General features: G+C 64.4%; 13 protein-coding genes. 6 read left to right on the plus strand and 7 right to left on the minus strand.

From position 1 onward, the window contains the following. Positions 1-12: 12 nt before the first annotated feature. Positions 13-12957 (plus strand): non-ribosomal peptide synthetase, encoded by a 12945-nt coding sequence (locus tag JTY93_RS09535; RefSeq protein WP_205476857.1) that lies wholly within the window; start codon positions 13-15, stop codon positions 12955-12957. Positions 12958-13049: 92 nt separating this feature from the next. On the opposite strand, the gene dsbG is transcribed toward JTY93_RS09535, so the two are convergent. Genes dsbG through dsbD form a run of 3 tightly spaced genes read right to left on the minus strand, consistent with a single transcriptional unit; the run spans position 13050 to position 16386 of the window. Next, on the minus strand, positions 13050-13811 hold the full coding sequence (gene dsbG, locus JTY93_RS09540; RefSeq protein ID WP_205476858.1) for a thiol:disulfide interchange protein DsbG: 762 nt from the start codon (positions 13809-13811) through the stop codon (positions 13050-13052). Beyond that, positions 13787-14656 (minus strand): TlpA disulfide reductase family protein, encoded by an 870-nt coding sequence (locus tag JTY93_RS09545; RefSeq protein WP_205476859.1) that lies wholly within the window; start codon positions 14654-14656, stop codon positions 13787-13789. The genes dsbG and JTY93_RS09545 overlap by 25 nt, the downstream gene beginning before the upstream one ends. Beyond that, positions 14656-16386, minus strand: coding sequence for a protein-disulfide reductase DsbD (gene dsbD, locus JTY93_RS09550; RefSeq protein ID WP_205476860.1), 1731 nt, complete (start codon positions 16384-16386; stop codon positions 14656-14658). The genes JTY93_RS09545 and dsbD overlap by 1 nt, the downstream gene beginning before the upstream one ends. A 171-nt stretch (positions 16387-16557) precedes the next feature. On the opposite strand from dsbD, the gene JTY93_RS09555 reads away from it, so the two are divergent. From JTY93_RS09555 to JTY93_RS09575, 5 genes are all read left to right on the plus strand, one after another. Next, positions 16558-17238, plus strand: coding sequence for a response regulator (locus JTY93_RS09555; protein WP_169998237.1), 681 nt, complete (start codon positions 16558-16560; stop codon positions 17236-17238). Then, positions 17238-18557 carry an ATP-binding protein gene (locus JTY93_RS09560; protein WP_205476861.1) on the plus strand — a complete coding sequence of 440 codons (1320 nt, stop codon included), beginning with the start codon at positions 17238-17240 and terminating at the stop codon, positions 18555-18557. Before JTY93_RS09555 ends, JTY93_RS09560 begins: the two co-directional genes overlap by 1 nt. A 123-nt stretch (positions 18558-18680) precedes the next feature. Then, entirely contained in the window at positions 18681-19454 is a 774-nt protein-coding gene (locus tag JTY93_RS09565) for an N-acetylmuramoyl-L-alanine amidase (RefSeq protein WP_205476862.1), read from the plus strand. Between the two features lie 155 nt (positions 19455-19609). Then, positions 19610-21022, plus strand: a complete 1413-nt coding sequence (locus JTY93_RS09570) for an aspartate aminotransferase family protein (RefSeq protein WP_205476863.1) — start codon at positions 19610-19612, stop codon at positions 21020-21022. Between the two features lie 80 nt (positions 21023-21102). Next, entirely contained in the window at positions 21103-21327 is a 225-nt protein-coding gene (locus JTY93_RS09575) for an MbtH family protein (protein WP_205476864.1), read from the plus strand. Between the two features lie 162 nt (positions 21328-21489). Here JTY93_RS09575 and JTY93_RS09580 read toward each other — a convergent pair whose 3' ends face one another. The 4 genes from JTY93_RS09580 to JTY93_RS09595 are packed head-to-tail and all read right to left on the minus strand — an operon-like array spanning position 21490 to position 24972. Then, positions 21490-22413: a metal ABC transporter solute-binding protein, Zn/Mn family gene (locus JTY93_RS09580; protein ID WP_205479072.1), complete on the minus strand. Its 924-nt coding sequence runs from the start codon at positions 22411-22413 to the stop codon at positions 21490-21492. Then, positions 22413-23312 carry a metal ABC transporter permease gene (locus JTY93_RS09585; protein WP_169998224.1) on the minus strand — a complete coding sequence of 300 codons (900 nt, stop codon included), beginning with the start codon at positions 23310-23312 and terminating at the stop codon, positions 22413-22415. The genes JTY93_RS09580 and JTY93_RS09585 overlap by 1 nt, the downstream gene beginning before the upstream one ends. Then, positions 23309-24055: a metal ABC transporter ATP-binding protein gene (locus tag JTY93_RS09590; protein WP_104912014.1), complete on the minus strand. Its 747-nt coding sequence runs from the start codon at positions 24053-24055 to the stop codon at positions 23309-23311. The genes JTY93_RS09585 and JTY93_RS09590 overlap by 4 nt, the downstream gene beginning before the upstream one ends. Continuing rightward, positions 24052-24972 (minus strand): metal ABC transporter substrate-binding protein, encoded by a 921-nt coding sequence (locus JTY93_RS09595; protein WP_205479074.1) that lies wholly within the window; start codon positions 24970-24972, stop codon positions 24052-24054. Before JTY93_RS09595 ends, JTY93_RS09590 begins: the two co-directional genes overlap by 4 nt. Positions 24973-24984: the final 12 nt, after the last annotated feature.

Below are 24984 nucleotides of genomic sequence, written 5' to 3' on the forward strand. Positions count from 1 at the left end.
CAGGAACCCCTCATGATGGACGCCTTCGAACTTCCCCGCACCCTGGTCCAGTCCCTCCAGCGCCGTGCCACGCAGACCCCGGACCAGGTGGCCCTGCGCTTTCTGGCCGAGTCTGCCGACGACAGCGTGGTGCTCAGCTACCGTGACCTGGACCTGCGCGCCCGCACCATCGCCGCCGCCTTGCAGGCCTCGGCCGGGCGGGGTGAGCGTGCGGTGCTGTTGTTCCCCAGTGGCCCGGATTATGTCGCGGCGTTCTTTGGCTGCCTGTACGCCGGGGTCATTGCAGTGCCGGCCTATCCGCCGGAGTCGACCCGTCGCCATCACCAGGAGCGCTTGCTGTCGATCATCGCCGATGCCGAGCCCAGGCTGTTGCTGACCAGCAGTGGCTTGCGCGACGCTCTGGGGCAAATCCAGGAAGCGCCGCCCTTGCTCTGCGTGGATGAACTGCACAGCGAAAGCGCTGCCGGCTGGGTTGCACCCAACCTGCAGGACGACGACATCGCGTTCCTGCAATACACCTCCGGCTCCACGGCCTTGCCCAAAGGCGTGCAAGTCACCCACGGCAACCTGGTGGCCAATGAGCTGCTGATCCGCCGTGGCTTTGGCATCGACCTCAACCCCGATGACGTGATCGTCAGTTGGCTGCCGCTGTACCACGATATGGGCCTGATTGGCGGCCTGTTGCAGCCGATCTTCAGTGGTGTGCCGTGCGTGTTGATGTCGCCGGCGTACTTCCTCGGCCGGCCCTTGCGCTGGCTGGAAGCGATCAGCCAATACCGCGGCACCATCAGCGGTGGCCCGGACTTCGCCTATCGCCTGTGCAGCGAGCGGGTCAGCGACTCGGCCCTGGAGCGCCTCGACCTGAGCCATTGGCGCGTGGCCTATTCCGGCTCTGAACCGATCCGCCTGGACACCCTGGAACGCTTCGCCGAGAAGTTCGCCCGCTGCGGCTTTACCCCGAACAACTTCTTCGCCTCCTATGGCTTGGCCGAAGCGACCCTGTTTGTCGCCGGCGGCACCCGTGGCCAGGGCATCCCAGCCTTGCGCGTGGACGAGCAGGCGCTGGCCGCCAACCGCGCCGAACCAGGGCAGGGCAGCGCGATCATGAGCTGCGGCACCAGCCAGCCCGAGCATGGGGTGCTGATCGTCGAGCCCCATACCCTGGCGGAACTGGCCGATAACTGCGTCGGCGAAATCTGGGCCACCGGCCCGAGCATCGCCCACGGTTACTGGCGCAACCCCGAAGCCACCGCCAAGACCTTCGTGCAGCATGCCGGTCGCACCTGGCTGCGCACTGGAGACCTGGGCTTTATGCAGGGCGGCGAGGTGTTTATCACCGGACGCCTGAAAGACCTGCTGATCGTGCGTGGCCACAACCTCTACCCGCAGGACATCGAGCAAACCGTCGAGCGCGAAGTGGAAGTGGTGCGCAAGGGACGTGTCGCGGCGTTTGCGGTGAATGACCAAGGCTTGGAAGGGATCGGCATCGCCGCAGAAATCAGCCGCAGCGTGCAAAAAATCCTGCCGCCCGAAGCCCTGATCAAAGCCATCCGCCAGGCGGTGGCCGAGGCCTATCAAGAGGCGCCGTGCGTGGTGGTGTTGCTCAATCCCGGTGCGTTGCCGAAAACCTCCAGTGGCAAGGTCCAGCGTTCGGCCTGCCGCACTCGCCTGGCCGATGGCAGCCTCGACAGCTATGCGCAGTTCCCCGATCAGGCCGTGCAGGCGGGTGGGACCGCCTTGGCGTCGGCGCTGCAACAGCAAATCGCAGCGATCTGGTGCGAGCAGTTGCAAGTGCCGCAGGTGGCTGGGGATGATCACTTCTTCTTGCTCGGCGGCAACTCCATCAGCGCCACCCAGGTGGTCGCCCACCTGCGCGAGCGCCTGGGCCTGGAACTCAATCTGCGCCTGTTGTTCGAGGCGCCGGTGCTGGCTGATTTCGCCGCCAGCGTCGGCCAGTTGCAGCAGGACGGCGGCGTGGCCCAGGGCGCAATCAATGCCTTGTCACGCCAGCAGGATATGCCGCAATCCCTGGCGCAGAACCGCCTGTGGATCACCTGGCAACTGGACCCGCAAAGCAGCGCCTACACCATCCCCGGTGCCCTGCGCCTGCGCGGCGAGCTGGATGAAGACGCGCTGCAGGCAAGCTTCGCGCAACTGATCCAGCGCCACGAAGCGCTGCGCACGCGTTTCTATGAGCGCGACGGCCAGGGCTACCAGCGTGTCGATGCCCAGCGTGAATTTGCCGTGCAAGTCATCGACCTGCGCGACTTGCCCGTGGCCGAGCGTGAAGCCCGCGCCGCACAGATCCGCGAGGACGAAGCGCGCACCCAGTTCGACCTGGAACAGGGCCCACTGCTGAGGGTCACGCTAGTGCGTCTGGAGGATGACGATCACCAGTTGCTGGTGACGATGCACCACATCATTGCTGACGGCTGGTCGTTGAATGTATTGATCGATGAGTTCTCGCGCCTCTACGCCGCCGCGTCTCAAGGCCAGAGCCTCGAGTTGCCGGCCTTGGCTGTGCAGTACGCCGACTACGGCAGTTGGCAGCGCCAATGGCTGGCCGCAGGCGAAGGCCAGCGCCAGCTGGCCTACTGGCAACAGCAACTGGGTGACGAACTTCCCACCCTGAACCTGGCCACCGACCACCCGCGCTCGGCCCAGCAACGGCGCAGTGCTTCACGTTTCAGCGTGCGCTTGGACGCGAACCTCGGCGCAGCCATCCGCCAGACTGCCCAGGCCCACCAGACCACGCCATTCGTACTGTTGCTGGCGGCGTTCCAGAGCCTGCTGCACCGCTACAGCGGCCAGCGCGATATCCGTATCGGCGTGCCCAACGCCAACCGGGGGCGCCATGAAACCCAGGGCCTGATCGGCTTCTTTATCAACACCCTGGTGCTGCGCGCCGAGGTGGATGCACGCCTGCCGTTCAGCGAGCTGTTGGCGGCGACTCGCCTGGCGGCCACCGAGGCCCAGGCCCATCAGGACTTGCCCTTCGAACAACTGCTGGAGGCCTTCCCCCAAGCCCGCGAACAAGGCCTGTTCCAGGTCATGTTCAACCACCAGCAACGCGACCTCAGCGCCTTGCGCCGCCTGCCGGGCCTGCTCGCGCAAGAGCTGCCCTGGCACAGCCGCGAAGCCAAGTTCGACCTGCAACTGCACAGCGAAGAAGACCGCAGTGGGCGCCTGAGCCTGTCATTCGACTACGCCGACGAACTGTTCGACGCCAGTACTGTCCAGCGTCTGGCCGCGCATTTGGTCAGCCTGTTGCAGGCCGTCTGCGCGCAACCCCAACAAGCGCTGGGCGATATCCCGCTGCTGAACGCCAACGAGCACGCCGAGCAACACACCTGGGGCGAAGCACCCTGCGCACCGGCGCAGCACCTGGTGCCGGAGCAGCTCAACCAACACGGCGACGAGCGCACCGCCCTGGTCTGGCAGGGCGCCAGCCTGAGCTTCGCCCAACTGCACACCCAGGCCAATCGCCTGGCCCATTACCTACGTGACAAAGGCGTCGGCCCGGACGTGCGCGTAGCGATTGCCGCCGAGCGCTCGCCACAACTGCTGATCGGCTTACTGGCGATCCTCAAGGCCGGTGGCGCCTATGTGCCACTGGACCCGGACTACCCAGCCGATCGCCTGGCCTACATGCTGGCCGACAGCGGCGTGCAATTGCTGCTGACCCAAACCCATCTGCTGCAACAGTTGCCGGTGGCCGAGGGCGTGTCGGTGATCGCCATGGACAGCCTCAAGCTCGACAGCTGGCCGACCCAGGCCCCGGGCCTGCATCTTCATCCCGACAACCTCGCCTATGTGATCTACACCTCCGGTTCCACCGGCCAGCCCAAGGGCGTGGGCAATACCCATGGTGCCCTGGCGGAGCGTTTGCAATGGATGCAGGCCACCTACCAACTGGATGAAAGTGATGTGCTGATGCAAAAGGCACCAATCAGTTTCGACGTGTCGGTGTGGGAATGCTTCTGGCCGCTGATCACCGGTTGCCGCCTGGTCCTGGCCGGCCCCGGCGAGCATCGCGACCCCCATCGCATTGCGCAGCTGGTGCAGGAACACGGGGTGACCACCCTGCATTTTGTGCCGCCCCTGTTGCAGCTATTTGTCGACGAGCCGCTGGCGGCCGAGTGCACCAGCCTGCGCCGAGTGTTCTGCGGTGGCGAAGCCTTGCCCGCCGAATTGCGCAATCGGGTCCTGGCGCAATTGCCAGCGGTGCAGTTGCACAACCGCTATGGGCCAACCGAAACCGCGATCAACGTCACCCATTGGCATTGCCAGGGTGCAGATGGCGAGCGTTCGCCGATTGGCCGGCCACTGGGCAATGTGATTTGCCGGGTGCTGGACGCGCAATTCAACCTGCTGCCCGCAGGTGTGCCGGGTGAGCTGTGCATCGGCGGGATTGGCCTGGCCCGCGGTTATCTCGGGCGTGCGGGGCTGACGGCTGAACGTTTTGTCGCCGACCCACTGGGCGCGTCGGGCACACGCCTGTATCGCACTGGCGACCGCGTGCGCTGGACGGCCGATGGCGTGCTGGAGTACCTCGGGCGCCTGGACCAGCAGGTCAAGCTGCGCGGGTTTCGCGTCGAACCGGAAGAAATCGAGGCGCGGTTGCTGGCCCAGCACGGCATCGCCCAGGCATTGGTGCTGGTGCGCGACACCGCTGGCGGTGCACAACTGATCGGTTACTACACCGCCAGTGGCGAGCTGGCTGAGCAGGACGTGAAAGCCGCCCTGGCCGCCGAGTTGCCGGAGTACATGGTGCCGGCGCAACTGATCCGCCTCGACGCCATGCCCTTGAGCCCCAGCGGCAAAGTCGACCGCCGTGCCCTGCCGGAGCCGGTGTGGCAGGTGCGTGAGCACGTGGAGCCGCAAACCGTCCTGCAACAGCAGATCGCCGCGATCTGGCGCCAGGTGCTGGGCTTGCCGCGCATCGGCCTGCGCGACGACTTTTTCGCCCTTGGCGGGCACTCGCTGTTGGCCACGCAAATCATCTCCCGCACACGCCAGGCCTGTGATGTGGAGCTGGCGTTGCGCACCTTGTTTGAAGCCAGCGAGTTGGGGGATTTTGCCGAGCAGGTCCGCTTGATCCAGGCCAGCGGCCAGCGCAACCAACAGACCGCCATTGGCAAGGTCGATCGCCGCCAGCCGGTGCCGCTGTCCTATTCCCAACAGCGCATGTGGTTCCTCTGGCAAATGGAGCCGGACAGCCCGGCCTATAACGTCGGCGGCATGGCGCGCTTGCGTGGGGTGCTGGATGTGGGGCGTTTCGAGGCGGCGTTGCAAGCCTTGATCATGCGCCACGAAACCCTGCGCACCACCTTCCCCAGTGTCGATGGCGTGGCCCGGCAGAAAGTCGCCGCGCAAAGCAGCGTACGCATGAGCTGGGAGGATTTTTCGGCGCTGAACGAGGCCGAGCGCCAACTGCGTTTGCAGCAACTGGCCGACCAGGAGGCCCACAGCCCGTTCAATCTGGAGACCGGGCCGCTGCTGCGCGCCTGCCTGGCCAAGGCTGGCGATCAGGAGCACTACCTAGTGCTGACCCTGCACCATATCGTCACCGAAGGCTGGGCCATGGACATCTTTGCCCGTGAACTCAGCGCGCTGTACGAAGCCTTTATCGATGAGCGCGAATCGCCGCTCGAACCCCTGCCGGTGCAGTACCTGGACTACAGCGTGTGGCAGCGCCAATGGCTGGAGGCCGGTGAGCGTCAGCGCCAGCTCGACTACTGGACCTCGCAGCTGGGCAACGAGCATCCTCTGCTGGAATTGCCCAGCGATCGACCGCGCCCGGCGGTGCAAAGTTACCAGGGCGAGCTGTATCGCTTTGAGCTTGGCGATGAACTCGCCGCCAAGGTGCGCGCCTTCAATGCCGAGCATGGCTTGACCCTGTTCATGACCATGACCGCAACCCTGGCGACCCTGCTTTACCGCTACAGCGGCCAGACCGACCTGCGCATCGGCGCGCCCGTGGCCAACCGTATTCGCCCGGAAAGCGAAGGACTGATCGGCGCCTTCCTCAACACCCAGGTATTGCGCTGCCAACTCGACGGGCAGATGCGTGTCGGCGAGCTGTTTGAGCACGTGCGCCACACCGTGATCGAGGGCCAGTCCCATCAGGACCTGCCGTTCGATCATCTGGTGGAGGCCCTGCAACCACCGCGCAGCGCCGCGTATAACCCGCTGTTCCAGGTGATGTGCAACGTGCAGCGCTGGGAGTTCCAGCAAAGCCGGCAACTGGCGGGGATGACCGTCCAATACCTGGCCAACGACGCGCGCGCCACCAAGTTCGACCTCAATCTGGAAGTCACCGACCTCGACCATCGCCTGGGTTGCTGCCTGACCTACAGCACCGACCTGTTCGACGAGCCGCGCATTGCGCGGATGGCCGTCCACTGGTGCAACCTGCTGGAGGCGCTGATTGCCGATCCGCAACAGCGCTTGAGCGAGCTGCCGATGCTGCAGGCTGATGAGCAGCGCGCCCTGCAAGGCAGCCTCGGTGTGGAGGCAGGCGAGCATCGTCTTGACCAGTGCATCCATCATCTGTTCAGCGCACAGGTGCAAGCCCGTCCGGACTCGCCCGCGCTGACCTTCGCCGGGCAAACCCTGAGCTACCGCGAGCTGGACAGCCGCGCCAATCGCCTGGCCTGGATGCTGCGCGAGCGTGGGGTTGGCCCGCAGGTGCGGGTCGGCCTGGCGCTGCCGCGTTCCCTGGAAATGGTCATCGGCCTGCTGGCGATCCTCAAGGCCGGCGGCGCCTATGTGCCGCTGGACCCGGAATACCCGCTGGACCGCCTGCACTACATGATCGAAGACAGTGGCATCGGCCTGTTGCTCAGCGATGCGGCGATGTTCGATGCCCTGGGCGAGTTGCCTGCCAGCGTCAGTTGCTGGTGCCTGGAAGATGACCTGCCGGTGCTCGCCAACTACCCGGCCAGCGAGCTGCCGGCGATCAGCCTGGCGCAACATCAGGCGTACCTGATCTACACCTCCGGTTCCACCGGCAAGCCCAAGGGCGTGGTGGTGTCCCACGGTGAAATCGCCATGCATTGCCAGGCCGTGATCGAGCGCTTTGGCATGCGCGCCGACGATTGCGAACTGCATTTTTATTCGATCAACTTCGACGCCGCCACCGAGCGCCTGCTGGTGCCGCTGCTCAGCGGCGCGCAGGTGGTATTGCGCGCCCAGGGCCAATGGGATGCCGAAGAAATCTGCGGGTTGATCCGTGAGCATCGCATCAACATCCTTGGCTTTACCCCAAGCTATGGCAGCCAGTTGGCACAGTGGCTCGCCACGCAACACCAGACGTTGCCGGTGCGCATGTGCATCACTGGCGGCGAAGCCCTGACCGGCGAGCATTTGGCGCGTATCCGTGCGGCGTTTCAGCCGGCGCTGTTCTTCAATGCCTATGGGCCGACCGAAACGGTGGTCATGCCCCTGGCCAGCCTGGCCCCCGAGGTGTTGGAGGAGGGCGCTGGCAGCGTGCCGATCGGCAGCATCATCGGTGCGCGGGTTGCCTATATTCTGGATGCCGACCTGGCGCTGATACCCCAAGGTGCCACCGGCGAGCTGTACGTCGGCGGCGCCGGCCTGGCCCAGGGTTATCACCAGCGTGCGGGCATGACCGCCGAACGTTTTGTGGCTGATCCTTATGCCGAGGGCGGGCGGCTCTATCGCACCGGCGACCTGGTGCGCCAGCGCGCCGATGGCCTGGTGGAGTACTTGGGGCGGATCGACCATCAGGTGAAAATCCGTGGTTTCCGCATCGAGTTGGGCGAGATCGAAACCTGCCTGCTTGAACATGAGGCGGTACGTGAGGCCGTGGTCCTGGCCCTGGACGCGCCGAGTGGCAAGCAACTGGCGGCGTATCTGGTCAGCGATGCCAGCGATCACGCCGCCTTGCGCGAGGCGCTCAAGGCGCACCTCAAGGCGCACCTGCCGGACTACATGGTGCCCGCGCATTTAATGGTGCTGGACAGCATGCCGCTGACCGCCAACGGCAAGCTCGATCGCCGCGCCTTGCCGCAACCGGATCCCGAGGCCAATCGGCAAGCGTACGTGGCGCCGAGCAATGAGCTGGAGTTGAGCCTCGCCGCGATCTGGTGTGCGGTGCTTAACGTGCAGCAGGTCGGGCTGCACGACAACTTCTTCGAACTGGGCGGTGATTCGATCCTGTCGATCCAGGTGGTCAGCCGGGCGCGGCAGGCAGGGATTCACTTCAGCCCGCGCGACCTGTTCCAGCACCAGACTGTGCAGGCGCTGGCGACGGTGGCTACGCGCAGTGAGCAGATCACGGCCGAGCAGGGTGTATTGACTGGCCCTTCGGGCATGACGCCGATCCAGCATTGGTTCTTCGACAGCCCGATCCCGGCGCGTCATCACTGGAACCAGGCGCTGCTACTGGCGCCGGTGCAGGCCCTCGACCCGCGCCGCCTTGAGCAGGCGCTGCTGGCCGTGCTGGAACATCACGACGCCTTGCGCCTGAGCTTCACCCAGCGCGATGCGCAATGGCATGCCGAACATCTGGCAGTACCGGAAGGCGGGGTGTTGTGGCTGGCCCAGGTGACGGATATGCAGCAGTGCGAGGCGCTGTTCGCCGATGCCCAGCGCAGCCTCGACCTGGAACACGGCCCGCTGCTGCGGGCCTTGCTGGTGGACGGGCCGATGGGGCAGCAACGCTTGCTGGTCGCGATCCATCACCTGGTGGTGGACGGTGTGTCCTGGCGTGTATTGCTCGAAGACCTGCAAAACGTCTATCGCCAATTAAGCGACGGCCAGGCGCTCAGCCTGCCGGCCAAGACCAGTGCCTTGCGCGACTGGGCCGCGCGTTTGCAGGCGTATGCCAGCAGCGAATCCCTGCGTGAAGAACTGAGCCTATGGCAGCAACAGTTGGCCGGCCCGGCGGTTGAACTGCCGGTGGACCGCCCGCGTGGCAGCCTGCGCAATCGCGACGCCGAGACCGTCAGCGTACGCCTGGATGCCGGGCGCACCCGCCAATTGCTGCAACAGGCGCCGAGCGCCTATCGCACCCAGGTCAACGATTTGCTGCTGACCGCACTGGCCCGCGTGCTGTGCCGCTGGAGTGGACACGCCTCAACCCTGATCCAGCTGGAAGGCCACGGCCGCGAAACCCTGTTCGATGACATCGACCTGACCCGCAGTGTCGGGTGGTTCACCAGCGCGTACCCGCTGCGCCTGACCCCTCTGGATATCGAGGAGGCCAGCGGGCAGGGCGCGTCGATCAAGGCGATCAAGGAGCAGTTGCGCGCGGTGCCCCACAAGGGCCTGGGCTATGGCGTGCTGCGGTACCTGGCCGACAGCACCTGTCGCCAGGCCATGGCCGCGTTGCCGAGCGCTTCGCTCACCTTCAATTACCTGGGGCAGTTCGACCAGAGTTTCGACAGTCAGGCTCTGTTCCATCCGTTGGAAGCGTCTGCCGGCCCGGCCCACGATCCGGATGCGCCGCTGCCCAATGCCTTGAGTGTGGACAGCCAGGTGTATGGCGGCGAATTGGTGCTGCGCTGGACCTTCAGCCGTGAGCAGTACGAGCACCCGACCATCAGCGAACTGGCCGACGCTTATCTGGGCGAATTGCAGAGCCTGATCGCCCATTGTCTGCGCGATGACGCCGGTGGGCTGACGCCGTCCGACTTCCCCCTGGCGCACCTGACCCAGGCGCAGTTGGACGCGTTACCCGTACCGGCCAGCGCCATCGAGGATGTGTACCCGCTGACGCCGATGCAGGAAGGCTTGTTGTTGCACACGCTACTGGAACCGGGCACCGGCCTCTACTACATGCAGGACCGTTACCGCATCAACAGCGAGCTCAACCCCGAGCGCTTTGCCCTGGCCTGGAAAGCCGTGATCGCCCGACACGAGGCCTTGCGTGCGTCGTTCTGCTGGGATATCGGCGAAGACATGTTGCAGGTGATCCACAAGCCCGGCAGCACGCCTATCGAATACCTGGACTGGACCGGCACCCCGGCCGAACAACAAGAGCCACGCCTGCAAGCGCTGCTCAAAAGTGAGCGCGAGGCCGGTTTCGATCTGCTCAACCAGGCACCGTTCCACCTGCGCCTGATCCGCGTCGGCGAAGCCCGCTACTGGTTCATGATGAGCAACCACCACATCCTGATCGATGCCTGGTGCCGTTCGTTGCTGATGAACGACTTCTTCGATATCTATATGGCCCTGGGTGAGGGCCGCGAAGCGCAGTTGGCAACGCCGCCACGCTATCGCGACTATATCGCCTGGCTGCAACGCCAGAACCTGGCCGAGGCGCGGCAGTGGTGGCAACAGAACCTGCAAGGCTTTGAGCGCACCACGCCAATTCCGAGCGACCGGCCATTCATGCGCGAACACGCCGGCCATAGCGGCGGCATGGTGGTGGGGGATTGCTACACCCGCCTGGATGTACGCGACGGTGCGCAATTGCGCGAGCTGGCCCAGGCTCATCAGTTGACCGTGAACACCTTCGCCCAGGCGGCGTGGGCCTTGGTGCTGCGGCGCTTGAGCGGCGAGCGTGACGTGTTGTTCGGCGTCACCGTGGCCGGGCGCCCGGTGGACATGCCGCAGATGCAGCGCACGGTCGGCCTGTTTATCAACAGCATCGCCCTGCGGGTCAAGGTGCCTGAGGACGACCAGCCGTGCAGAGTGCGCCAGTGGCTGAGCGCGTTGCTCGACAGCAATATGCAACTGCGCGAATACGAGTACCTGCCGCTGGTGACGATCCAGGAGCACAGCGAGCTGCCCAAGGGCCAGCCGCTGTTCGACAGCCTGTTTGTATTTGAAAACGCCCCGGTGGAAGTCTCGGTACTGGACCGCGCGCAAAGCCTGAATGCCACCTCGGACTCGGGCCGCACCCACACCAACTTCCCGTTGACGGCGGTGTGCTACCCGGGCGATGACCTGGGCTTGCACCTGTCCTACGACCAGCGTTATTTCGATGAAACCACCGTGCAAGGCATGCTTGCTGAGTTCAAGCGCCTGCTGCTGGCGCTGGTGCAGGGCTTCCATGGCGACATGGCCGACCTGCCGCTGATTGGCGAGCAGGAGCGTGAATTCCTGGTGGACGGTTGCAACCAAAGCGCCCATGACTACCCGCTGGAGCGCAGCTACGTCGAATTGTTCGAAGAGCAAGTGGCGCAGCATCCGCAGCGCATTGCCGCCAGTTGCCTGGACCTGCGATGGACCTATGCCGAGCTGAACCAGCACGGCAACCGCCTGGGCCATGCGCTGGTCGCGGCGGGTGTCGGCCTGGATCAGCCGGTCGCACTGCTGGCCGAGCGTGGCCTGGATTTGCTGGGCATGATCATCGGCAGCTTCAAGGCCGGAGCGGGTTACCTGCCGCTGGATCCTGGCCTTCCGACCCAGCGTTTGAGCCGGATCATCGACTTGAGCCGCACGCCATTGCTGGTGTGCACCCAGGCCTGCCAAGAACAGGCGCAGGCCCTGCTCGAAGATTTTGCCTGTGGCGCGCGGCCCAAGTTGCTGGTGTGGGAAACATTGGCCGGTGTCGATAGCAACCCGGGGATCTACAGCGCCCCGGACAACCTTGCCTATGTGATCTACACCTCGGGCTCCACCGGGTTGCCCAAGGGCGTGATGGTCGAGCAGCGCGGCATGCTCAACAACCAACTGAGCAAGGTGCCGTACCTGCAACTGAGCGAGCAGGATGTGATCGCCCAGACGGCATCGCAGAGTTTCGATATTTCCGTGTGGCAGTTCCTCGCTGCGCCGCTGTTCGGCGCGCGGGTGGACATCGTGCCCAACACCATTGCCCATGACCCGCAGGGGTTGCTGACCCATGTCCAGGCCCAGGGCATCACGGTGCTGGAAAGCGTGCCGTCGCTGATCCAGGGCATGCTCGCCCAGGACCACATTGGCCTGGACGGCTTGCGCTGGATGTTGCCGACCGGTGAAGCGATGTTGCCTGCGCTGGCACACCAGTGGTTGCTGCGTTACCCGGACATTGGCCTGGTCAACGCCTATGGCCCGGCGGAGTGCTCGGATGACGTGGCGTTCTTCCGCGTGGACCTGGCCTCGACCCGTGGCACCTACCTGCCGATTGGCACGCCGACCGACAACAACCGCTTGTACCTGCTCGACGGCGCGCTGGAGTTGGTGCCGCAAGGGGCGGTTGGCGAGCTGTGCGTGGCCGGCACCGGCGTGGGGCGCGGGTATGTCAGTGATCCGCTGCGCACCGCCCAGGTATTTGTGCCGGATCCGTTTGGTGCACCGGGGGAGCGCTTGTACCGCACCGGCGACCTGGCGCGGCGGCGCAGCGATGGGGTGCTGGAGTACGTCGGGCGCATCGACCATCAGGTGAAGATTCGCGGTTACCGCATTGAACTGGGTGAAATCGAAGCGCGCCTGCACGAACAGCCCGAAGTGCGCGACGCTGCGGTGGGCGTGCAGGAAGGCGTGAATGGCAAGCACCTGGTCGGCTACCTGGTGGCGAGCGAGGCCAGCCTCAACCCCGGCGAGCGCCTGGACCGCATCAAGCAACGCCTGCGTGCCGAACTGCCGGAGTACATGGTGCCGTTGCATTGGCTATGGCTGGAGCGCCTGCCGTTGAACGCCAACGGCAAGCTCGACCGCAACGCCCTGCCGGCCCTGGAAATCGGCCAACTGCACAACCAGGACTACCTGGCGCCGCGCAGCGAGTTGGAGCAAACCCTGGCCACGATCTGGGCCCAGGTGCTGAAGGTCGAGCAGGTGGGCGTGCTGGATAACTTCTTCGAACTGGGTGGGCACTCGTTGCTGGCCACGCAAATCGCCTCGCGCGTGCAGAAAACCCTGCAGCAGGATGTACCGCTGCGGGCGATGTTCGAATGCAGCACGGTGGCGCAATTGGCGGCGTATATCGAGGGCTTGGCGGCTAAGCAGATCAGCGCCGGGACGGTGGATCGGCTGAGTGATCTGATGGCGGAGCTGGAGGGGTTATAGAGGGCATTATCGGTAGGAGTCATATCGCGAACGAGCCCACATTTATAATCTGAATGTGGGCTCGCTCGCGATGGCGTCAGACCAGGTGCGGCTTACTTGGGCCCGAGAATTTTCCCCAACTTATCCGGCGACGGCGCCCCCTGCTGTTGCTGCAGCTGCCCCTTGTCATCCAGATAGAAAATCGCCGGGGTGGCCGACAACTCCAATTCATCCATCAACTTCATGTTGGCATCGAGTTTGGCCTGGATCTCGGCCGGGATCTTGGCCAGCGCCTTGAGCTTGCTGGCTTTACCCGCAGACTCATGCTCTTGCAGGGCCTGGGCCGTGTCTTTGCTGGCCAGTAGCGCCGCGGATTTGCCCGGGCTGTCCTCGCGAATGATCCCGACCATGATGTGCCGCAACTGCACCTTGCCGGCCTTGACCCAAGGCCGTGCCTGTTCCCAGAACATGTTGCAGTACGGGCAGTTGGGGTCGCTGAACAGGTAGACGGTGCGCGGTGCGTTTTTATCGCCGTCCTGGATCCAGCTGCTCTGTTCCATCTTGGCCCAGATTTCCTTGGCCATCGGTGCGTAGACCAGTTTTTCCAGGGGCGCGGTGCTCAGGTCGTTGCCCTTGGCGTCGTACAGGTTGCCGGCGAGCACGTGCTGGCCATCGGCGGTCAGGTACAGCGCCATGCCACGGTTCTGGTACTGCGCGGCATACCCCTTGAGGCCGCCCGGTGCGTCGAAGCTGCCGATGATCTTGGCGCCTTTGGCTTCGATCTGTTTGATCGGTGCGGGCCATTCTTCAGCGTGTGCGAGGCTGGCGGCGAGTGTCAGGGGCAGCAGGGTCAGCAGGTGGCGGAGGCGGGGCATAGGGGTTTCCTTGTTATGGCCGGCTGGGCGGCGGTCGAGTCCGTGGGGGCGAAAGATTCCATGGCGCGGGCCAGGCTGGCCTGGGACAACTCGCCTAGGTGGCTGTTGATAAGACGCCCGTCGGGTTGATAGAACAGCGTCGTGGGCAGAGCCATGGAGCCCACTGCCTGGCCGAGACGGCCGCTGGCGTCGAACAGCACGTTATCCAGGTTCAGGCCCTGGGTGGCCAGGTAGGTGCTGACGCTTTGCATGCTTTCGGCCTGGTTGACGAACAGGAAGGTCACGTCAGGCCGTTGCTTCTGGGCGTTTTCCAGCACCGGCATTTCCCGCCGGCATGGCGGGCACCAAGTGGCCCACAGATTGATGACCAGCGGGCCACCCTGATAGTCGGCCAGTTGCACGGTTTCGCCGTCGGCATTGCGCAGGGCGATGTCCGGCAGGCGGGTGCCTTTTTCGTAGATGTTCAAGGAGAAGCTGGCCAGCGCCCAGAACGCCAGGCCGGTGATGACGCCTGCACTCAACGGCTTGCGCAGGGCCGGGCGACGCCAGCCCCAGAGCAGGGCGCCGAGCAGCAGGGCGATGACCCCGGGCCAGGCGAGAAAGCCGCCGTCGCGCAGGTCGACGATTTGCAGCGGGTCGTCACGGTAATAGGCCCAATACATCAGGACAAAGCTGACCCGCGCACTGAGCATGCCCAGCAGGAACAGGCTGAACAGCACCGACTCGGGGTTTTCGCCGCCACGCTTGGCCACGCGCCAGCCCACCAGCGTGGCGAGGATCAGCGCACTGATCAGCAGCAGGTGGTTGAGGGCGATGGCGAAGGTGCCGATGGTCAAGGTCAGCATCAGCGTGCGTCCCGGGTCTGGGTCCAGCGTTGCAGGAAGGCTGCGGCATCCACTTCGCCGGTGATGCGCTGGGCGCGGCGCTCTTCACCCTCGGGGCCGATCCACACAAAGCTCGGTGGGCCGGGGACTTTGTAGCGGCCCAACAGTTCGCGGCTGGCGGCGTTGTCGGCAGTCACATCCAGGCGCAGCAGGCGCACATCCTTGAGTGCGGCCATCACTTCGGGTTTGCCGAACACCTGTTTTTCCATGATCTTGCACGACACGCACCAGTCGGCGTAATAGTCCAGCAGTACCCATTGGCCCTGGGCCTTGGCGCTGTCGAGTTGGGTCTGTAGGGCGGCGGGGTCGTTGATCGTGGTGAAGGCGTCATGGGCCGTCGGCGCGCTGGCGCCCGGCGAACCGCCGAAGACCTTGAGCGGTTGCCACAGGTCATCGCTGCCACCGGCGGCGCCCACGACCAGAATCGCGCCCCACAGCCCCAGGACCAGGGAACCGGCGCCCAGTACCTTGGCGCCAAGACCGTACTCGCGGGCCAGGCTCCAACCGCAGTAGGCCATGACCAGCGCCAGCACGCCCCACAAACCTAGCCACAGGCTTTCGTCGAGCACCGGGCGAATCATCAGCACGGCGGTGGCGAGGAACAGGAAGCCGAAGATGCCCTTGAGCACATTCATCCAGGTACCCGGCTTGGGCAGGAAGCGATTGCCCACTGTCACCAGCAGCAGCAATGGCACGCCGATACCGATGCCCATGGCAAACAGGATCAGGCCACCGTGCAGGGCGTTGCCGCTTTGCGCGATATACAGCAGGGCGCCGGCCAGGGGCGCGGTCATGCACGGGCCCACCAGCAGGCCGGACAAGGCGCCGAGCACGCCGGCGCCGACCAGGCTGCCGCCACTTTGCTTGCGGGTGGCGTTGTCCAGGCGGTCGCGCAGGAAGGCCGGCAGTTGCAGTTCGAAGAAACCGAACATCGGCAGGGCCAGGATCACAAACAATGCCGCGAAGCTGCCGAGAATCCAGGGGGTTTGCAGCAGCGCGGCGAGGTTGCTGCCGGCCAGCGCGGCCAGTACGCCTAGCGCGGCGTAGACCAGCGCCATGCACACCACATAGCTGGTGGCCAGGGCAAAACCGCGACGTGGGCTGGCACCGCTGCCCACCACCAGACCGGCAAGGATCGGCAGCATCGGCAGCGAGCAAGGGGCAAATGCCAGCAACAGGCCCAGGCCGAAGAACACCAGCAGGCTCCAGCCCAGGCTGCGTTGTTGCAGGCCGCTGGCCAGGCTCTGATCCTGGGCCTCGGCGGTGGCCGCCACGGCAGGGTTGCCGCCCAGGTCCACGGTGATCGATTGCGGCGGGTAGCACAGGCCGGCATCGGCACAACCCTGCCAGCCCAGCTTGACCTGGCCGGTGGCGTTGGCCGGTAGCTTCACTTCCAGGCCCTGGCGATACACTTGCTGCTCGCCAAAGAACTCATCGCTGTGGGCTTCGCCTTGCGGCAGCACTGGCTGTTGGGCCAGGCCGTCGAACTTCATGCGTTGCTGGTACAGGTAATAACCGTCGGCAATCTGCCAATACAGCTGGGTTTCACCGGAGGCCAGGCGCTCGGAGGTAAAGGTGAAGGCCTTGCCCACCGGGAGGAAGTCAGGTTGGGTCTCGAATGGATTGTTGCCAGGCGCGGCCTGGGCCAATCCAGTGAACAACACCAGCAGGAAGATAAACAGATGCCGCATGATCAAGCCTTAGTTCGATGCAAGTGGGGCACACAATGTGTGGCGCTGATTAACCGATGATTAACCGGGCTATTCTAGAGTGTAGGGATTATCTGGGCGTGCATCTTTTAGCGGCATAATGCGCGCTTAATCCGCCATCCTTTAAATCAGCATTTTTGCAAAGGGCTCACCATGCACGTACTGGTCTGTGAAGACGATGACCTGATCGCCAGTGGCATCGTTGCCGGCCTTGGTGCTCAGGGCTTTACCGTCGAGCGCGTGGGCACGGCCGCAGCCGCCCGGGCGATGCTCAAGGCGGCGCAGTTCGACATCATGGTGCTGGACCTCGGCCTGCCCGATGAAGACGGCCTCAAGCTGTTGCAACAACAGCGCAGTGCGGGCCTGGAAATCCCGGTGTTGATCCTTACCGCACGGGACTCGGTGACCAACCGGGTCGACGGCCTGCAAGCCGGCGCCGACGATTATCTGCTCAAGCCGTTCGACCTGCGTGAACTGGCCGCCCGTCTGCAGACCCTGCTGCGCCGAGTGGCTGGGCGCAGCGTCGACCTGATCGAACATGGCCGCCTGAGTTACAGCCCCAGCAGCCGCGAAACCCTGTTGGGCGGCAAGCCGGTGGACCTTTCCCGTCGCGAACAGGCTTTGTTGCAGGCACTGCTGCACAACCGTGGCCGCGTGCTGTCCAGCGAACAACTCAAGGACAGCGTCTATGGCTTCAACGATGAGCTGGAAAGTAATGCCTTGAACGTGCATATCCACCACCTGCGCCGCAAGTTGGGCAATGGCATTGTCGAGACCGTGCGCGGCCTGGGCTATCGCCTGGGCCCGGCGGATGCTGGAGATGACGCCTCGTGATGAGCCTGCGCCTGCGTCTGACCTTCAAGCTGGGCGCCGCTTTTGTGCTGATCTGGGTGCTGGCGGCGGCCTGGATGCTCAACGACCTGCGTAACCAGATGATGTTTTCCCTGGACCAGCGGCTGGTGGCCTCGGCGCGTATGGTGGCCGGGCTGATGGAGCAGATGCCGGGCCTGGCCAGCGTGGGCGAGGGCAAGCGCTTTGGTGCCGAGCAATTGAACGTGCCCGGTGGCATGGCGTGCCAGGTCAGCTCGTTGCGCGGCGAAGTCCTGGCCCGTAGCCACACCACCCCGGACCAGGGGTTGGAGTCCCGGCAAAGCGGGTTTCGCGACCAGATCATCGACGGTGCCGCCTGGCGCACCTTTACCCTGGCCCGGGGCGATTTGTTTATCACCACCGCCGACCGCCAGGTGGAGCGCGAGGCGCTGAACATGTCGATCCTGTTGGCGGCCTCGGTACCGGTGGGCGTGGCCTTGTTGGGCTGCCTGTGCCTGTTGTGGCTGGGGATCGGCCAGAGCCTGGTGCCGCTCAACCGCATGCGCGATGCCTTGATGCGGCGCAGCGCCGACTCCCTTGAGCCGTTGCAGATTCATCCGTTGCCCAGCGAGCTCAAGCCGTTGCTCGACACCCAGAACCAACTGCTGCAACGCATCGCCAAGACCATCGAGCGGGAGCGCCGGCTGACCGGCGACGCCGCCCATGAGTTGCGCAGCCCCCTCACGGCGATCAAGACCCATCTACAGGTGGCGCGCATGACCGAAGGCAGCGCCCGCGACCAATCCCTGGCCCATGCCGAGGAGGGTGCCGACCGCCTGCATCGCACCCTTGAGCAATTGCTGCTGCTGGCGCGGGTCGAGGGCAGCCTGTCGTTTGATGACGGCTTGCAGTCCAGCGCCGAGCAAGTGGCACGCCTGGCGATCCAGGACGCCAACGCCGGGGACAATCGGCGCATCGACCTGATCCTGCCGGACAACCTGCCCCAGGACCCGGTGGAAATGCCCGTGGGCCTGGCGGTTGCCGCCTTGCGCAACTTGCTGGATAACGCCCTGCGCCATACACCGGCCGATACCCGAGTGCAATTGAGCGTGTTCACCCAGGGCAATCAAGTCGTGTTCCGCGTGCGCGACCATGGCGCACCGATCTCCAGCGAAGACCTGCAACACCTGACCCAGCGTTTCTGGCGCAATGGCAACAGCGGCGGATGTGGCCTGGGCCTGGCCATTGTGCAGGCGATTGTCCAGCGCTGTTCCTGTTCCCTGGCTTTCGACAGCCAGCCCGATGGCCTGCGGGTCGACCTGGGTATGCCGCTGCGGCGCTGATCCTTGCTTGCATACACGTAACTACCGCCATCCTCAGGGCCGACGCTTCAGGATGGCGGTGATTTTTGTGTTTGTAGGTTTGCCGGCTGAATGACTCAGCCTGTATTGAAAAGGACAGCGCCTATGTTGGTCATCGATTCCACTTATCCCGCCCAAGATTTTAATCAGCGCAATGGCGAAGCCGTGCGCCAGTTGGTTGTGCATTACACCGCCGCGCCCTTTGCCTGCTCCCTGCGGACCCTGACCCAGCAGGGTGTCAGTGCCCATTACCTGTTACCCGATCCCGGTGAGGCCAGCTATCGCAACGCCGGCTATGACGAGCTACGGGTGTTCCAACTGGTGGGTGAGCACCAGCGCGCCTGGCATGCGGGAGCCAGTCATTGGGCGGGCCGCGATAACGTCAACAGTCGCTCCATCGGCATCGAGATCGTTAATCTGGCCCGCGATGATGAGGGTGTATTTACCTTCCCAGCTTATGACCCGGAGCAAGTCGAGGTAGTGATCGCGCTGATCCACGACATTTGCGCGCGTCATCCGCAGATAGGCGCCACCGATATCGTCGGCCATTCGGATGTAGCGTTCTGGCGCAAAAGTGACCCAGGGCCGCAGTTGCCCTGGCATGTTTTGTTCAAGGCAGGCATTGGCGCCTGGTTCGATGAAGGCGCCAAGGGGGCCTATGAGCGGCGCTTTCGCATGGGGTTGCCGCAGGAAGTGGAGATCGAACGGGCCTTCCAGCGCTACGGCTATGCCCCGGCAAAAAACCGCCAGGCGTTCCAGCAGCGGGTGCGCGCCTTCCAGATGCACTTTCGGCCCGCCGACTATCGCGGACAACTGGATATCGAGACCTGCGCGATTCTCTATGCGCTGAATGAAAAGTACACCAGTGCCGGCGAGTGACCGGCCATCTGCCGGTTTTTCGCAGGCACTGGTGTAAATCCCCACGCCGCTGATGCGTTTCCAGAACAGGAAATCCGTGCGCGCGCCCTTTGGGGGCCAGACGTCAACGGGTTGGCAGTTTGGTCACCATCATCAGCGTATTGAGGGATCTAGAGATGTCAGTCGCTACCAGTCGCATTGAGGATTCGCTGGCGTCGGCCAGCCCGACTCCAGCAGAAACGCTTTACCAGTTTGATGAATCACCGCTACTGGCCCGCCAGCGCCAGCAGGAGTCCAATGCCCGCAGCTACCCCCGGCGCATTCCCCTGGCGCTCAAGCGGGCCAAGGGCATTTATGTCGAGGACGTTGAAGGCCGTAGCTTTATCGACTGCCTGGCCGGGGCCGGTACATTGGCGCTGGGGCATAACCATCCGGTGGTGATCGAGGCGATCCAACAGGTGCTGCTGGACGAGTTGCCCCTGCATACCCTGGACTTGACCACGCCGGTCAAGGATCAATTTGTGCAAGACCTGTTCGGCCTGTTGCCTGCGGAACTAGCGCGGGAGGCGAAGATCCAGTTTTGCGGCCCGACCGGCACCGATGCGGTGGAAGCCGCGCTGAAACTGGTGCGCACTGCCACGGGGCGTAGCACGGTGTTGTCGTTCCAGGGCGGTTATCACGGCATGAGCCAGGGTGCATTGAGCCTGATGGGCAGCCTGGGGCCGAAAAAGCCGTTGGGTGCCTTGCTGGCCAATGGCGTGCAATTTTTGCCATTCCCCTATGACTACCGCTGCCCGTTCGGCCTGGGCGGGGCAGAAGGGGTCAAGGTCAACCTGCATTACCTGGAAAACCTGCTCAACGACCCGGAGGCGGGCGTATTGCTGCCGGCGGCAGTGATCGTCGAAGTGGTGCAGGGCGAGGGCGGTGTGATTCCGGCCGACCTCGACTGGGTGCGCGGCCTGCGGCGGATTACCGAGCAGGCTGGCGTGGCGTTGATCGTCGACGAAATCCAGAGCGGTTTCGGCCGCACTGGCAAGATGTTTGCCTTTGAACATGCCGGCATTGTCCCGGATGTGGTGGTGCTGTCCAAAGCCATTGGTGGCAGCCTGCCGCTGGCGGTGGTGGTGTATCGCGAGTGGCTCGACACCTGGTTGCCGGGCGCCCATGCCGGCACCTTCCGCGGTAATCAGATGGCCATGGCGGCGGGTTCGGCAGTGATGCGCTACCTCAAGGAACACAGCGTCGCGGATCATGCGGCGGCCATGGGCGAGCGCCTGGCTGAGCACCTGCGCATCCTGCAACGGGACTTCCCGCAACTGGGGGACATTCGCGGGCGCGGCCTGATGCTAGGGGTGGAGCTGGTCAACCCCAGCGGCACGCCCGACGTCCAGGGTCACCCGCCGGTCCATCGGCAACTGGCGCCGCTGGTGCAGCGTGAATGCCTCAAGCGTGGGTTGATCCTGGAACTGGGCGGGCGGCATGGCAGTGTGGTGCGCTTCCTTCCCCCTCTGGTCATCACCGCCGCACAAATCGACCGGGTGGCAGAGATCTTTGGCCGGGCGTTGGCGGCAGCCGTGGCGAGCCTCTAATTTTCCAATGTCGTCGTACGTTCCTACATACATCAGCCACGCGCACTGCGTGGCAGCCTTTTAAGTGACGGAGAACCGCAATGACCTCAGTATTTGACCGCGAAGACATCCTGTTCCAGGTAGTGGTCAACCATGAAGAACAGTATTCCATCTGGCCTGACTACAAAGCCGTGCCAGAAGGCTGGCGCACCGTGGGTAAAAGCGGGATGAAGAAAGAGTGCCTGGCCTACATCGAAGAAGTGTGGACTGATATGCGTCCGTTGAGCCTGCGTCAGAAGATGGACGCCCAGGTAGTCGCTAGCTGAGGTCTGTGGCGAGGGGGCACCCCCGTTGGGCTGCGTAGCAGCCCAAAAACCTGCACTCTCGGTTGACCTGGCATACCTAGGTGGTCTTATTGGGGCTGCTACGCAGCCCAGCGGGGGACAAGCCCCCTCGCCACAGGAAGTCTTGCCGGTATTGCGTTGTTCTCAGGGCGCCAAGGCCTTGATGACCTGATCCACATTCCCTTCCAACTCCGCCACCGGATCCGCGCCGTCGGTGCTCAGCACCAGCAGCTTCGATCCCCCCGCGCTGATGGCCGCTTTCACCGCTTCGGCCGGCTGACGATGGTGCAGCACCAGCGCCACGTCGTTGTCCTTCAGGCTGGCAGTCAGTGCCTGTAGCGCAGCGGCGGACCACTCGGTATCCGGTCGCGGATCGGTGCTGACCAATTCCAGGTTCAACCCACTCACCAGATAAGCAAAATGATCGCTCAGGCTGACCACACTCAGGTTATCGGCCTGGGCCAGGCGTGCCTCGCTGTCGGCAGTCAGCTTGAGCAGGCGTTGCTTGAGGTTGGCCAGGTTGCTGTCGATCTGGGCCTTGGCGCTGGGCGCCAGGCGGCTCAGGTCGGCGGCCATGACATCGGCCATGCGCCCCAGGTTGTTGCTCGATTGCCACGGCTGGCTGTTAAGACCATCCATGGCCCCAGGTTGCAGGGCCACGCCCGGCAAGCCGCCGTCTACCGGGCGCGCGGCGTCCACTTCGACGATGCGGATGTTGCTGCGCCGGGCCACCGGGTACAGCGGGTCATCCGGCCACAGCGAGCGCAGGCCGATGGCTGCGTCGGCGTCCAGCGCCAGGGTGTGCAGGGCCGGCGCACCGCGCCCGGTAAAGTAGGAGGTCTGGCGCGAACCTGGCAGGTTGGCCGGTGCCGCGCGTTCCAGCTTGACCTGGGTGCCCTTGAGCAGGGTTTCGGCCAGGCCGTAGGTTACGGGCAAGGCCGCCAGGACTTTGACCAGTTTGGCGGATTGGGCTGCCATCGGCAGCGGTTTGGCAGTGTCGGCCGCCAGCAGCGGGGTGCTGATCAGGCAAGCGATGGCCAGGACGAGGGGGCGTAGAGCAGAGCGCATTATCCGAGATTCCCTTTCAGGCTGGGGACCGTGCCGCGCGCGATGGCGGCCAGGGCGAAGGCGATGCCGGCGACGAGGATAATCGCGGCACCGGATGGGATAGGCAGGTCGAAGATGATCGGCAGCAGAATCCCGCACAGGGTGCTGACCGTGGCGATCACCACCGAGATCCAGAAGAACCCCTTGAGCGACTGGCTCAACAGGCGCGCCGCAGCGGCCGGAATCACCAGCAGGGCACCCACCAGGATCGCGCCGATGACCTTGACTGCCGCCACGGTGATCAGGGTCACGAGGATCACGAACAGGTAGTCCAGGGTCTTCACGGCCACGCCACGTACGGCGGCCAACTGCGGGTTGAAGCTGGCGAGCATGATGCGGTTGTACAGCGGCAGCGCCAGGGCCATCACCAGCGAGCCGACAACCGCCAGCACCAGCAGGTCATTGCCGTTGACGGTCAGGACCGAACCAAACAGCACGTTCTCCAGGATATGCACGTTGATCTTGCCCGCCAGGATCAGCAACAGGCTTGCGCCCAGCGCCAGGGACACCGAGAGGAACACGCCGATCAGCGTATCGGGGGCCAGGCCGGTGCGGTTGCGCAGGTAGTTGAGCAGGATGCCGAACAACAGGCAGTAACCGAACAGGCTGCCGTAAGGCCCGGTGTAGGGTTCCCCCAGCAGAATGCCCACGGCCACGCCGGTGAGTGCGGCGTGGCCCACAGCTTCGGAGAAGAACGCAAAGCGTTTGACCACCACCAGCGTACCCAGGCCGCCCAGCACCGGGCCGATCAATAGGCCGGCGAGCAGGGCGTTGACCACAAACCCATAGGCCAGGGCTTCCGGCAGGTAGCCGGAGGAGGCCCAGCCCTGGACCATCAAGCGAAAGGCTTCGTAGCTCATTGGGCTGCGCTCCGTGGGTGAGTGGAAAACAGCGTCAGCAAGCGCTCCGGGGTCAGTGCCTCTTTGGGCGTGGCGTCGAACAGCAAGCGGCGGTTCAGGCCGGTGACACGGTCCGCCAGGCGACCGACGGCCTCTAGGTCGTGTTCGATCCACAGCACGGTGATCCCGGCCTGGCGCCAGTCGCCCAGCAGGCGTTCGAACACCTGGATCCCGGCTTCGTCGAGGGCTGACATCGGCTCATCGAGGACCAGCAATTGCGGCGCCGGGATCAAGCCCTGGGCCAGCAACACACGCTGGCGCTCACCGCCGGACAGCGCGCCCATGCGGCGTTTGCGCTTGTCTTGCATGCCCACGCGCTCCAGCGCTTCGCCAATCGCGCCGGCGTAATGCCGTGACAAGCCGAGAAAGGCCGGGCGCCGCTGGCACATCGCGGCCATAAAGTCATCGACGGTCATCGGCAGGCCCCGGTCGAATTCCAAGGCCTGGGGCACGTAGCCGATGGTGCCGGGAGTACCCGGCCAATGCAGGCTCAGTTGGCCCTGGTGCGGTGTCTGCCCCAGCAGGGTCTTGATCAGCGAGCTCTTGCCGCCGCCGTTAGGGCCGACCAGGGCGTGGATACTGCCCGGTTGCACCTGGAAGCTGACGTTATCGAGGATCGCGGTACGGCCCAGGGTCAGAGAGACGTTATCGAACTCAATCGTTGGGCCGATGCTGGCCACATTCAGGTGTTCAGCCGCCGTCATGCCCCCGACTCCTGAATGGCGCGGACCACGGTATTGAGGTTGCCGGTCATTTCCACTTCATATTTATCGGCGCTGTATTCACCGTAGGAAATATGCGACAGCGGGTACAGCTTGACCCCCGACTCGCGCTGGATCGTATCGACGTAGGAGGACGGGAAATCCATCTCCGAGAAAATCACCTTCACGTCCAGTTCGCGCAGTTGGTCGATGGTTTTCTTCAGTTGGCTCGGGCTTGGCTCGATGCCATGGGCCGGTTCCACTACGGCGGTCACTTCCAGGCCGAACTCGCGCAACAGATAGTCGTAGGCGGCATGCACCGTGGCCACGCGCAGGTCGGCGTTGGGCGCGCTGGTGAGCTTGGCCAGGGCATCGGCGCGCATCTGCCGCAGGCGTTTGCCATAGGCGCGGGCGTTCTGGGTGTAGGTCTTGGCGTTGTCTGGGTCGAGCTTGCCCAGTTCCCGGGCGATATTGTTGACCTGGGCGATGGACGCGCTGATGGACAGGAAGGTGTGCGGGTTGACCACCTTGCCGGCGCCACGGGCCGCGTTGCCGGTGGCCGCCAGCAACGGCACATTGGCGTTGGCTTCTATCACCGGGATGTCCGGGCGCTCGCTGGTGGCGATCATGCGGTCGGCAAAGTCATCATGGCCCACGCCGTTGAGCACGATCACGTCCAAGGTGCCGATGCGCTTGATATCTTCGGCGCGCGGCTCGTAGGCATGGGGGTTGAAGCCGGCCGGAATCAGCGGCACCACTTCGGCCTTGTCGCCGACGATATTCGCCACGTAGCTGTAGTAAGGGTGCAGGGTGATACCGATACGCAGGCGCTTGGCCGCCTCGGCATTGGCCAGGGGGGTCAGCAAGACGCTGAACAGGCCCACCAGCAGCAGGCGGAGCAAGGGAGATGACATAGACATGGGTAATCGATC

Origin of the sequence: Pseudomonas hygromyciniae (assembly GCF_016925675.1) — a bacterium.
GTDB classification, from domain to species: domain Bacteria; phylum Pseudomonadota; class Gammaproteobacteria; order Pseudomonadales; family Pseudomonadaceae; genus Aquipseudomonas; species Aquipseudomonas hygromyciniae.

What these genes read in the sequence shown, in the direction of transcription:
- JTY93_RS09565 (WP_205476862.1), top strand. Translation starts at nt 18,681, where the DNA reads ATGTTGGTCATCGATTCCACTTATCCCGCCCAAGATTTTAATCAGCGC.
- JTY93_RS09590 (WP_104912014.1), bottom strand. Translation starts at nt 24,055, where the DNA reads ATGACGGCGGCTGAACACCTGAATGTGGCCAGCATCGGCCCAACGATT.
- dsbD (WP_205476860.1), bottom strand. Translation starts at nt 16,386, where the DNA reads ATGCGGCATCTGTTTATCTTCCTGCTGGTGTTGTTCACTGGATTGGCC.
- JTY93_RS09570 (WP_205476863.1), top strand. Translation starts at nt 19,610, where the DNA reads ATGTCAGTCGCTACCAGTCGCATTGAGGATTCGCTGGCGTCGGCCAGC.
- JTY93_RS09545 (WP_205476859.1), bottom strand. Translation starts at nt 14,656, where the DNA reads ATGCTGACCTTGACCATCGGCACCTTCGCCATCGCCCTCAACCACCTG.
- JTY93_RS09575 (WP_205476864.1), top strand. Translation starts at nt 21,103, where the DNA reads ATGACCTCAGTATTTGACCGCGAAGACATCCTGTTCCAGGTAGTGGTC.
- JTY93_RS09560 (WP_205476861.1), top strand. Translation starts at nt 17,238, where the DNA reads ATGAGCCTGCGCCTGCGTCTGACCTTCAAGCTGGGCGCCGCTTTTGTG.
- dsbG (WP_205476858.1), bottom strand. Translation starts at nt 13,811, where the DNA reads ATGCCCCGCCTCCGCCACCTGCTGACCCTGCTGCCCCTGACACTCGCC.
- JTY93_RS09580 (WP_205479072.1), bottom strand. Translation starts at nt 22,413, where the DNA reads ATGCGCTCTGCTCTACGCCCCCTCGTCCTGGCCATCGCTTGCCTGATC.
- JTY93_RS09585 (WP_169998224.1), bottom strand. Translation starts at nt 23,312, where the DNA reads ATGAGCTACGAAGCCTTTCGCTTGATGGTCCAGGGCTGGGCCTCCTCC.
- JTY93_RS09555 (WP_169998237.1), top strand. Translation starts at nt 16,558, where the DNA reads ATGCACGTACTGGTCTGTGAAGACGATGACCTGATCGCCAGTGGCATC.
- JTY93_RS09595 (WP_205479074.1), bottom strand. Translation starts at nt 24,972, where the DNA reads ATGTCTATGTCATCTCCCTTGCTCCGCCTGCTGCTGGTGGGCCTGTTC.
- JTY93_RS09535 (WP_205476857.1), top strand. Translation starts at nt 13, where the DNA reads ATGATGGACGCCTTCGAACTTCCCCGCACCCTGGTCCAGTCCCTCCAG.